The following is an 11,395-nucleotide window of genomic DNA, read 5'->3' on the forward strand; positions in this document are numbered from 1 at the left end:
CTCGCCTGTGAGTCCACCACCCGTGTCCCAGCAGTCCCGTTCCGCTCGCACCGAAAGAAACGCCATGCGTCCCACCACCAATCCGGCTCGTCCACTGGACGGGCTCGCGGCGCTTCTCGGCATCGGGCGGGACGGATGGGACGGCGGCGGATGGGACAGGGTGTCGGCAACGGGGATCACGCACGACTCCCGCGCGGTGCTGCCCGGCGACATCTACGCGGCGCTGCCCGGCGCCCGCGCGCACGGCGCCCAGTTCGCCGCGCAGGCCGCCGAGGCGGGCGCGGTGGCGGTCCTCACCGACCCCGACGGGTACGACCGGGCGGCGGCGACGGGCCTGCCCGTCCTCGTGGTGCCCGACGTCCGGGCGCGGCTCGGCGACGCGGCGTCGTGGGTGTACGGGGACCCGGGCCGCGACATCACCCTCATCGGCGTCACCGGCACCAGCGGCAAGACCACGACGGTGTTCCTGCTGGACGCGGGCCTGCGCGCCGCCGGGATCCGGACGGGCCTGGTCGGCGGGGTCGAGATCCGGGTCGGCGGCGACCGGGTGCCGAGCGCGCTGACCACCCCGGAGGCCACCGACCTGCACGCGCTGCTGGCGATGATGCGCGAGGGCGGCGTCGGCGCCGCCGCGATGGAGGTGTCCAGCCATGCCCTCGTTCAGGGCCGGGTCGGCGGCGCCCGCTACGAGGTCGCGGTCTTCACGAACCTCTCCCAGGACCACCTGGACTACCACTCCACCATGCAGGACTACTTCCTCGCCAAGGCGCGGCTGTTCACCCCCGAGTACTCCCGCGTCGGCGTCATCAACCTGGACGACCACTACGGCCGCGAGCTGCTGGAGATCGCCACGGTGCCGGCCACGACGTTCTCGCCGACCGGCGACCCGGCGGCCGACTGGCGGGCCGAGGACGTGCGCGTCGGTGCCGACGGGGGCGTGTTCCGCGTCGTCGGGCCGGGCGGGATCGAGGCCGACGGCGAGGTCCGGCTCGCCGGCCCGTTCAACGTCGCCAACGCGCTCGCCGCGATCGTCGCGCTGGTCGAGGCCGGCATCCCGCTGCAGGCGGCCGTCGGCGGGGTCGCCTCGCTGCCCGGCGTCCCCGGCCGGCTGGAGCGGGTCGACGAGGGCCAGGACTTCGTCACCCTCGTCGACTACTCGCACAAGCCGGGCGCCGTCGAGGCCGTCCTGAACGCGCTGCGGCCCGTCACCGAGGGCGCGCTCACGGTGGTGCTCGGCTGCGGCGGCGACCGCGACCGCGGCAAGCGCCCGCTGATGGGGGAGGCCGCCGCCCGGCTGGCCGACACCGCGTACTTCACCGACGACAACCCGAGGTCGGAGGATCCGCTCGCGATCCTCGCCGCTATGGTCGAGGGCGGGCTGAAGGTGCCGCAGCCGGAGCGCGCCCGCATCGTCGTGGAGCCCGACCGGGCCGCCGCGATCGAGCTGGCCGTCGGCCGGGCCCGCCGCGGCGACGTCCTCGTCGTCGCGGGCAAGGGCCACGAGCAGGGCCAGCACATCGCGGGCGAGGTGTATCCGTTCGACGACCGCGAGGTCGTCCGCGCGGCGCTCCGGCGCCGCACACCAGGGAATAGAGGGGACGGGACGCAGGCGTGATCCCACTTCCGCTGTCGACGATCGCGGAGATCACGGGAGGCGGCCTCCACGGGCCACCGGACGTGGTGGTGAGCGGTCCCGTGGTCATCGACTCCCGCGCGGTGGAGTCCGGCGCGCTGTTCGCGGCGCTGAAGGGCGAGCGCGCGGACGGGCACGACTTCGCGGCCGGGGCACTGGCGTCCGGCGCGGCGGCCGTCCTCGCGCAGCGTCCGGTGGACGGCCCCTGCGTGGTCGTGGCCGACGTCCAGGAGGCGCTCGGCCGGCTCGCCCGGGGCCTGCTGGACCGGCTGCCGGACGTGACCGTCGTCGCCGTCACCGGCTCCGCCGGCAAGACCTCCACCAAGGACCTCATCGGGCAGGTGCTGAGCGGCGCCGGCCCCACCGTCTTCCCGCCCGGATCCTTCAACAATGAGATCGGGCTGCCGCTCACCGTGCTGCGCGCCGGCGCCGGGACCCGCCACCTGGTCCTGGAGATGGGCGCCCGCGGGATCGGCCACATCGCCTACCTGACCGGCATCGCGCGGCCGGACGTCGGCGTCGTGCTGAACGTCGGGACCGCGCACGTCGGCGAGTTCGGCGGCCGGGAGAACATCGCCCGCGCCAAGGGCGAGATCGTGGAGGCGGTGCCGCCCGGCGGGACCGCCGTCCTCAACGCCGACGACCCGCTGGTCAGCGCCATGGCGCCGCGCACCCGCGGCGAGGTCGTCACGTTCGGCCGCTCGCCCGGCGCGGCGGTCCGCGCTGCGGACGAGACCCTCGACGAGCAGGGCCGGGCGCGGTTCACGCTCGTCACGCCGGAGGGGTCGGCGCCGGTCGCGCTGCGGCTGCACGGGGCGCACGCCGTCCCGAACGCGCTGGCCGCGGCCGCCGCCGCGCGCGCGTCGGGCCTGACCGCGGACGCGATCGCCGCGGGGCTGTCGGAGGCCGTGCCGGTGAGCCGCTGGCGGATGGAGGTCACCGAGCGGGCGGACGGGGTGACCGTGGTGAACGACGCCTACAACGCCAACCCCGACTCGGCCCGCGCCGCGATCGACGTGCTCGTCCACATGGCCCGCGGCCGGCGCGCGTACGCGGTGCTGGGGGAGATGGCCGAACTGGGCGACTCGTCCGTGGCGGAGCATGCCAAGATCGGGCAGCATGTCGCGCGCAGCGGGATCGCCGGACTCGTCGTCGTCGGCGCGAACGCGGCGGCGATGGCCGAAGGGGCCGGGCAGGTGGCGTCATGGACGGGAGAGTGCGTGCAGGTGGATGACGTCGGCGCGGCGGTGACCGTGCTCAGGGAGCGGCTCGCGCCGCGGGACGTCGTGCTGGTGAAGGGCTCCCGCGTGGCCGGCCTGGAACGGGTGGCCGAGGCGATCCTCGCGGAGGACGGCCGATGACCAACATCATCATCGCCGCGGGGATCGCGCTGATCTTCGTGATGGTCGGCACGCCGGGCTGGATCCGGGTCGTCAACCGGCTCGGCTACGGCCAGATGATCCGCGACGAGGGCCCCGAGGCCCACCTGACCAAGCGCGGCACCCCCACGATGGGCGGGACGGTCTTCATCGTCGGCTCGCTCGTCGGCTACGCGGCGGCGCACCTGTTCACCGGGGAGGCGCCGACGATCTCCGGCGTCCTGGTGCTGTTCCTGATGACGGGGCTCGGCCTCGTCGGGTTCGTGGACGACTACATCAAGGTGTTCAAGCAGCGCAGCCTCGGCCTGCGCAGCGGCGCCAAGATGATCGGCATCATCCTCGTCGGCGTCGTGTTCGCCGTCGGGTCGCTGAACTTCCCCAACGGCTACGACATCACCCCCGCCGACCCCCACCTGTCCTTCCTGCGCGACTTCGGCCCCTCGATCGGCCCGTACCTGTTCGTGGTGTGGGCGCTGCTGCTGATCGCCGCCATGTCCAACGGCGTCAACCTCACCGACGGGCTGGACGGCCTCGCCGCGGGCCCGGCCGGCATGGTGCTGGCCGCCTACGTGATCATCGGGAACTGGCAGCTGCGCAACAGCTGCGCCGCCGCCCTCGCCCCCAACTGCTACAGCGTCCGCGACCCCCTCGACCTCGCGGTGGTCGCCGCGGCCGTGCTCGGCGGCGTGTTCGGCTTCCTGTGGTGGAACGCCCCGCCCGCGAAGATCTTCATGGGCGACACCGGCTCGCTGGCCCTCGGCGGCGTCCTGGTCGGCCTGGCGATCCTCACCCGCACCCAGTTCCTGCTCGCCATCCTGTGCGGGCTGATCGTGATGATCACGCTGTCGGTGATCATCCAGGTCGGCGGGTTCAAGATGACCAAGAAACGGGTGTTCAAGATGGCGCCGCTGCAGCACCATTTCGAGCTGTCCGGCTGGGCCGAGACCACGATCGTCGTGCGGTTCTGGCTGATGTCGGCGACGTTCGTCGCGATCGGCATCGGCCTGTTCTACCTGGAATGGATGCCGAAGAAGTGAGCGACCGCCCCTGGGACGGCCTGGACGTCTGCGTGGCCGGGCTCGGCGTGTCGGGCCGCGCCGCCGCCCGCGTCCTCGCCGGGCACGGCGCCCGCGTCACCATCGTGGACGCCCGCGACGGCGAGGAGCACCGCGGGCACGCCGCCGAGCTGGAGGCACGCGGGATCACCGTCCGGCTCGGCGACGGCGACGCCCTCCCGGCGGGCACCGGCCTGGTCGTGACGTCGCCCGGCTGGCGGCCGGACGCGCCGCTCCTCGCGGCGGCCGCGGGGGCCGGCATCGAGATCATCGGCGAGGTCGAGCTGGCGTGGCGGCTCCGCCCGGACAACGCCGCGCCATGGCTGGCCGTCACGGGGACCGACGGCAAGACGACCGTCGTCCGCATGCTGGCGTGCATGCTCACCGCCGCCGGCCACAAGGCCCTCGCGGTGGGGAACGTCGGGACGCCGATCGTGGAGGCTGTAGGAGGTTCCGGGGGGCCTGGGGGGTCGCCCCCCCAGGAGGGGCTCGGCGAGCCGTACGACGTGCTGGCCGTCGAGTTGTCGAGCTACCAGCTGCACTGGTCCGGCACCCTCGCCCCTGAGGCGGCCGCCGTGCTGAACGTCGCGCCCGACCACCTCGACTGGCACGGCTCCATGGACGCCTACGTCGGCGCCAAGGCCAAGATCTTCGGGCCCGGCTGCATCGCGGTCTACAACGCCGACGACGCCACGTCCACCGCGCTCGCCGAACGCGCCGGGGACGTTCGCCGGCGGGTCGGGTTCACCCTCCAGGTGCCGCGTCCGGGCGAACTCGGCGTCGTCGAGGAACTGCTGGTCGACCGGGCGTACACCGACGACCCCGGGAGCCAGGCCGCCGAGCTGGCCGCGCTCGGCGACGTCCGCCCGTTCGCGCCGCACAACGTCGCCAACGCGCTGGCCGCCGCCGGGCTCGCCCGCGCGTTCGGGGTGCCGCCCGAGGCCGTCCGCGCGGGCCTGCGGGCGTTCGTGCCCGACCCGCACCGCATCCAGCACGTCGCGGACGTCGCCGGCGTCGCCTACGTCAACGACTCCAAGGCGACCCAGCCGCACGCCGCCGCCGCGTCCCTCGCCGCCTACGAGCCGGTCGTGTGGATCGCCGGCGGCCTCCTCAAGGGCCTGGACGTCGACGACCTGGTGCGCTCCTGCGCCGGGCGGCTGCGCGGCGCCGTGCTGATGGGACGCGACCGGCACCGGATCGCGGAGGCACTCGCGCGACACGCCCCGGATGTCCCGGTGGTGGACGTCCCCGACACCGACACTGGGGCGATGGACCGCGTCGTCAACGAAGCCTCCGGCCTCGCCCGCCCGGGGGACACCGTGCTGCTCGCGCCCGTCGGGGCGTCCTTCGACATGTTCGCCAACTACCCGGCCCGCGGCGACGCCTTCATCGCGGCCGTGCGACGCCTCGCCGAGGGCGCACGGTAGCGATGACCGCCGCGGCCGAGGAGGAGGACACCCGGCGCCCGGGGCCGCGCGAGCAGGTGGCCGCCGCCGTCGGGCTGCTCGACCGGCCCCTCACCTCCTACTACCTGGTGCTGGGCTGCTCGGTGATGCTGCTCGCGCTCGGCCTGACGATGGTGCTGTCGGCCTCCAGCGTGAAGCAGCTCCAGGCGACGGGCTCGGCGTACACGCTGTTCCAGAAGCAGGCGATGTGGATGGCGATCGGGCTGCCCGGCATGTGGCTGGCGTCCCGGCTGCCGGTGAAGACGTTCCGCGCGCTCGCCTACCCGCTGCTGCTGCTGTCGGTCGTCGCCCTCGCCATGGTGCTGGTCCCCGGGCTCGGCCGCAGCGCGGGCGGCGCCACCCGCTGGGTCGACCTCGGCCCGGTGCAGATCCAGCCGTCCGAGCTGGCCAAGCTCGCCCTCGTACTGTGGGGCGCCGACCTGCTGGCCCGCAAGGACCGGCTCGGCCAGCTCACCGAGTGGCGGCCGCTGCTCGTCCCGCTGATGCCGGGCGCCGGGATCCTCGTCCTGCTGGTCATGCTCGGCAGCGACCTCGGCACCACGCTGGTGCTGCTCACCATCTTCCTGGCGCTGCTGTGGGTGGTCGGCGCGCCCGGACGGCTGTTCGTCGGGATCGCGGGGCTCGTGTGCCTGCTGGTGTCGATCCTCATCCTCGTGGAGCCGTACCGGATGCAGCGGCTCACCGGGTTCCTCGACCCGTCCGGCAACCAGCTCACCACCAACTACCAGGGGACGCAGGGCCTGTACGCGCTCGCGTCCGGCGGGCTGTTCGGCACCGGCCTCGGCGAGGGGCGCGCCAAGTGGGACTACCTCCCGCACGCCGAGACCGACTTCATCTTCGCGATCGTGGGGGAGGAGTTCGGCCTCGTCGGCACCCTCGTCGTCGTCGGCCTGTTCGGGATGCTCGCCTACGCGGGCCTGCGGATCGCCCGGCGGGTCAAGGACCCGTTCACCCGGCTCGCCGCGGCCGGCGCGACCGCGTGGCTGATCGTGCAGGCCGTCGTGAACATCGGCGCGGTCATCGCCGTCCTGCCCATCACCGGCATCCCGCTGCCGCTGGTGTCCTACGGGGGCTCGGCGCTCATCCCGACGCTGTTCGCGCTCGGGATGCTGCTCGGGTTCGCCAAGCGCGAGCCCGGCGCGCGGCAGGCACTCTCCGCACGGGGTCCCGGACCGGTCGTGAGGGCTCTAAGCTGGCTGGGTCTGGCACGGCGTTGAAATCCCCCCTTTCATCACACGCTGAGGAGTTGTCAACGGACATGAGGGTTGTCCTGGCCGGCGGCGGCACCGCCGGACACATCGAGCCCGCCCTGGCGCTCGCCGACGCGCTGCGCCGCGGCGACCCGAACACCGGGATCGTCTGCCTCGGGACCGAGCGGGGGCTGGAGACCCGGCTCGTCCCGCAGCGGGGCTACGAGCTCGCCCTGATCCCGCCGGTGCCGCTGCCGCGCACGCTGACCCCGCAGCTGCTGTCGGTGCCCGGCCGGCTGCGCGGGGCGATCAACGCGGCCGCGTCGGTCCTCGACCAGGCACAGGCCGACATCCTGGTCGGGTTCGGCGGCTACGTCGCCACCCCCGGCTACCTGGCGGCGCGCAAGCGCAAGGTGCCGATCATCGTGCACGAGGCCAACCCGAAGCCCGGCCTGGCCAACAAGCTCGGCGCCCGCTTCACCGACCACGTCGCGGTGTCGCACTCCGACTCGCCGCTGCCGAACGCCACCTTCGTCGGGATCCCGCTGCGCCGCGAGATCGCGACGCTGAACCGGCTCGCGATGGGCGACAAGGCCCGCTCCTACTTCGGGCTGCTCCCCGACCTGCCCACGCTGCTGATCTTCGGCGGCTCGCAGGGCGCCCGCTCGCTGAACCAGGCCGCGGTCGCCGCCGCGCCGTACTTCCGGCAGGCCGGCATCCAGGTGCTGCACATCGTCGGGCCGAAGAACACCGAGGAGCCCGAGCCCGCGTCCGGCGGCCCGCAGTACGTCACGATCCCCTACTGCGACCGGATGGACCTCGCCTACGCCGCCGCCGATATGGCGATGTGCCGGGCGGGCGCGATGACCTGCGCCGAGCTGGCCGCGGTCGCGCTGCCCGCGGTGTACGTCCCGCTCCCGATCGGCAACGGCGAGCAGCGGCTGAACGCCGAGCCGATCGTCGCGGCGGGCGGCGGCATGCTGGTCGACAACGCCGAGCTGTCGCCGGACTGGATCGCGCAGCACCTGCTGCCGGTGCTGGCCGACCCGGCCCAGGTCGCGCACATGTCCGAGGCGGCCGGGTCGATGGGGCGCCGGGACGCCGACGCCGCGCTCGCCCGGATGGTGTACGACGTGGTCCGCTCCGCGGGTGCCGCGCGATGAGCCTGATCGACCCCGGTGAGGTGGTGCCGGCCGGCGAGCTCGGCCGGGTCCACTTCATCGCCATCGGGGGCGCGGGGATGTCCGGCATCGCCCGCATCATGCTGCGCCGCGGCATCGGGGTGTCCGGCAGCGACGCCCGCGACTCCGAGCTGCTCACCCAGCTCGGCGACCTCGGCGCCAAGGTCTTCGTCGGGCACGACGCCGCGCACGTGGGCGACGCCGACACGGTGGTGGTCTCCACCGCCATCCGGGAGACCAACCCGGAGCTGGTCGCCGCCCGCGAGCGCGGCCTGCGCGTGCTGCACCGCTCCGAGGCGCTGGCGTCCCTGATGGAGGGCCGGCGCGCGGTCGCGGTGGCCGGCACGCACGGCAAGACGACGACGACCTCCATGCTCACCGTCGCCCTCCAGCACACGGGCGCCGACCCCTCGTACTGCATCGGCGGGCAGCTCGTCACCACGGGCCTCGGCGCCGACGAGGGTGCCGACGACGTCTTCATCGCCGAGGCCGACGAGAGCGACGGGTCGTTCCTGCGCTACACCCCGCGGATCGCGGTGGTCACCAACGTCGAGGCCGACCACCTCGACAACTACGGGGAGTTCGAGCAGGTCAAGGAGAACTTCGCCGCGTTCGCCGGGCGCATCGTCCCCGGCGGGGCGCTGGTGGCCGGGGCCGACGACCAGGTCGCCCGCGAGCTGGCCGCCGCCGCCCGCGAGCGCGGCCTGACCGTGGTGACCTACGGCGAGGCGCCGGACGCCGACCTGCGCGTCACCGGGTTCACCCCCCGCGGCCTCGGGTCGCGGTTCGAGATCGAGGGCCTCGGCGAGGTGCGGCTGGGGGTCCCCGGCCGGCACTACGCCCACAACGCCACCGCCGCCGTCGCCGTCGCGCGCCTGCTCGGCCACGGCTTCGAGGCGGTGCGCGACGGGCTGGCGGCGTTCACCGGGTCGATGCGGCGGCTGGAGCGCAAGGGCGAGGCGGGCGGCGTCGAGGTGTTCGACAGCTACGCCCACCATCCGACCGAGCTGACCGCCGACCTTGAGGCCACCCGCGACTACCTGGGGGAGAAGGCCGGGCAGTCCGGTCAGCAGGGCCGGATCATCGCGGTGTTCCAGCCGCACCTCTACAGCCGAACCCGGTTCTTCGCCGCGGAGTTCGGCGCGGCGCTCGGCCTCGCCGACGTCGCGGTCGTGCTGGACGTCTACGGCGCCCGCGAAGACCCCGAGCCCGGTGTGACGGGCGCGCTGGTCGCGGACGCGGTCCCGGCCGCGACCGAGACCGTCTACGCGCCCGAGCGAGACGAGGTGCCCCGCCTGGCGGCGTCCCTCGCCCGCCCCGGCGACGTCGTCATCACTCTGGGCGCGGGCGATGTGACGCAGCTCGGCCCGCTCGTCCTGGAGCGGCTCGCGGAGGCGTGAGTGACACGCCGCCGCCCGCGCGGTCGGCGGCCGGCGGGGGGATGACTGTCAAGCTTGGGTCATGACCGAGGCGCAGACCGGCCACCGCACGGTCCCGGACGGGGACGAGGCGGAGGCGGAGCGCGGCCGCCCGAACCGGTGGAAGGTGGTGTTCGTCACCCTGCTGGTCGTCGGCGCGCTCGGCGCGGTGACGTGGGTGCTGCTCGGGTCCAGGCTGCTGGTGGTGCGGCACGTCGAGGTGTCCGGCACCGAGCTGGCGCCGCGCGACCGGGTGGTGGCCGCCGCCGGGATCGATCTCGGCACGCCGATGGCGCGGCTCCGGACGGGCGCGGTCCGGGAGCGGGTCGAGCGGCTCCGCGAGGTCGAGTCGGCGAAGATCGAGCGGCACTGGCCGGGGACGGTCCGCATCGTCGTCCGGGAGCGGGAGCCGGTGGCCGTGTTCGACCGGAACGGCCGCTACCAGCTGCTCGACCGGCACGGCGTGACCGTCGCCGACGCGGAGTCGCGTCCGGCGGGGCTGCCCGCGCTGACGGTCGCCTCGCCGGGGCCGTCCGACAAGGCGACCCTCGCGGCGCTCACCGTGCTGGCGGCCCTGCCCGAACGCCTCAGCGGGAAGCTCGCCGAGGTGGAGGCGACCGGCCCGGAGGCCGTCACCCTGCACATGCAGGGCGGCCAGACGGTGGTGTGGGGCGCCGCGGAGCGGGCGGGGGAGAAGATCCGGTTGCTGGACGCGCTGCGCCGCACGGCGGGCGGCCGTGCCGTCCGCACCGTCGACATCAGTTCGCCAGAGGTCCTCAAGACGTCGTGAGAAGCATCAGGAGAACGCTGTTCGGGCGCCGGGCAAGCTGGGCAAACCTGTGCCGGCCGCGACACGCCGGGAGGTTAGTTGACCCTGGCGGTAAGGCCGCCCTACTGTCCGTATCAGTCCACAGGTTGACATAACTGTAAGCCTCAAGTTGAGGGTGAGGGTTCAGGCCCCGCCCCATGCGCACACAGGTCGGGAAAACCGCGGCGGCACGGTCAGCAGACCGGTCAGGGCGGTCGGAGAGAGCGGAAAGGCCCCTCGTCGTGGCAGCACCGCAGAACTACCTCGCGGTCATCAAGGTCGTCGGCATCGGCGGCGGCGGCGTCAACGCCGTCAACAGGATGATCGAAGAGGGACTCAAGGGCGTCGAGTTCATCGCGATCAACACGGACGCCCAGGCGCTGCTGATGAGTGACGCCGATGTGAAACTGGACGTGGGCCGCGAGCTCACCCGGGGCCTCGGGGCGGGCGCCAACCCCGACGTCGGCCGCAAGGCCGCCGAGGACCACCGGGAGGAGATCGAGGAGGTCCTCAAGGGCGCCGACATGGTGTTCGTCACCGCCGGGGAGGGCGGTGGCACCGGCACCGGCGGCGCGCCCGTGGTCGCCAACATCGCGCGCTCGCTGGGCGCGCTGACGATAGGGGTGGTCACCCGCCCGTTCAGCTTCGAGGGCAAGCGCCGCGCCATGCAGGCCGAGGCCGGCATCGAGACGCTGCGCGACGAGGTCGACACCCTCATCGTCATCCCCAACGACCGGCTGCTGTCGATCTCCGACCGGCAGGTCAGCGTGCTGGACGCGTTCAAGGCCGCCGACCAGGTGCTCCTGTCCGGTGTCCAGGGCATCACCGACCTGATCACCACGCCGGGCCTCATCAACCTGGACTTCGCCGACGTCAAGTCGGTCATGTCCGGGGCCGGCTCGGCGCTGATGGGCATCGGCTCGGCGCGCGGCGACGACCGCTCGGTGGCCGCCGCCGAGATGGCGATCTCCAGCCCGCTGCTGGAGGCCAGCATCGACGGCGCGCACGGCGTGCTGCTGTCCATCTCCGGCGGCTCCGACCTCGGCCTGTTCGAGATCAACGAGGCGGCCCAGCTGGTGTCCAACGCGGCCGCCCCCGACGCCAACATCATCTTCGGCGCGGTCATCGACGACGCGCTGGGTGACGAGGTCCGGGTCACGGTGATCGCGGCGGGTTTTGACGAGGGGCGCCCTTCCAAACCGGCTCCGGAGCCGGAGAGCAAGCGGCTGCCCCCGCCCCCGCGTCCCGTCCCGCCGCCGCCCGGG

Annotated in this window: 9 protein-coding genes; all 9 read left to right on the top strand. The window is 73.8% G+C overall.

Annotated elements, in window-relative coordinates; genetic code table 11:
• The first annotated feature begins 64 nt into the window (after positions 1 to 64).
• A complete protein-coding gene (locus E1293_RS21750; RefSeq protein WP_132199283.1) occupies positions 65 to 1,615 on the top strand; it encodes a UDP-N-acetylmuramoyl-L-alanyl-D-glutamate--2,6-diaminopimelate ligase in 1,551 nt (516 codons plus the stop codon).
• Entirely contained in the window at positions 1,612 to 2,994 is a 1,383-nt protein-coding gene (locus tag E1293_RS21755; protein ID WP_132199284.1) for a UDP-N-acetylmuramoyl-tripeptide--D-alanyl-D-alanine ligase, read from the top strand. The genes E1293_RS21750 and E1293_RS21755 overlap by 4 nt, the downstream gene beginning before the upstream one ends.
• Positions 2,991 to 4,049, top strand: a complete 1,059-nt coding sequence (mraY, locus tag E1293_RS21760; RefSeq protein WP_132199285.1) for a phospho-N-acetylmuramoyl-pentapeptide-transferase — start codon at positions 2,991 to 2,993, stop codon at positions 4,047 to 4,049. The genes E1293_RS21755 and mraY overlap by 4 nt, the downstream gene beginning before the upstream one ends.
• Positions 4,031 to 5,494, top strand: a complete 1,464-nt coding sequence (gene murD, locus E1293_RS21765; protein WP_132199286.1) for a UDP-N-acetylmuramoyl-L-alanine--D-glutamate ligase — start codon at positions 4,031 to 4,033, stop codon at positions 5,492 to 5,494. Before mraY ends, murD begins: the two co-directional genes overlap by 19 nt.
• Positions 5,495 to 5,496: 2 nt before the next feature.
• The gene (gene ftsW / locus E1293_RS21770; RefSeq protein ID WP_132199287.1) at positions 5,497 to 6,750 is read left to right on the top strand and encodes a putative lipid II flippase FtsW; all 1,254 of its coding nucleotides are present in this window, start codon (positions 5,497 to 5,499) and stop codon (positions 6,748 to 6,750) included.
• Positions 6,751 to 6,791: 41 nt separating this feature from the next.
• Positions 6,792 to 7,886, top strand: coding sequence for an undecaprenyldiphospho-muramoylpentapeptide beta-N-acetylglucosaminyltransferase (gene murG, locus E1293_RS21775; protein WP_132199288.1), 1,095 nt, complete (start codon positions 6,792 to 6,794; stop codon positions 7,884 to 7,886).
• Entirely contained in the window at positions 7,883 to 9,304 is a 1,422-nt protein-coding gene (gene murC / locus E1293_RS21780; RefSeq protein WP_132199289.1) for a UDP-N-acetylmuramate--L-alanine ligase, read from the top strand. Before murG ends, murC begins: the two co-directional genes overlap by 4 nt.
• 61 nt (positions 9,305 to 9,365) lie before the next feature.
• Positions 9,366 to 10,112: a cell division protein FtsQ/DivIB gene (locus E1293_RS21785; RefSeq protein ID WP_132199290.1), complete on the top strand. Its 747-nt coding sequence runs from the start codon at positions 9,366 to 9,368 to the stop codon at positions 10,110 to 10,112.
• Between the two features lie 260 nt (positions 10,113 to 10,372).
• Positions 10,373 to 11,395: cell division protein FtsZ (ftsZ, locus tag E1293_RS21790; RefSeq protein WP_132199291.1), on the top strand; the 1,023-nt coding region annotated here is incomplete at its 3' end.

Source organism: Actinomadura darangshiensis, assembly GCF_004349235.1.
In the GTDB taxonomy this organism is placed as follows: Bacteria; Actinomycetota; Actinomycetes; order Streptosporangiales; family Streptosporangiaceae; genus Spirillospora; species Spirillospora darangshiensis.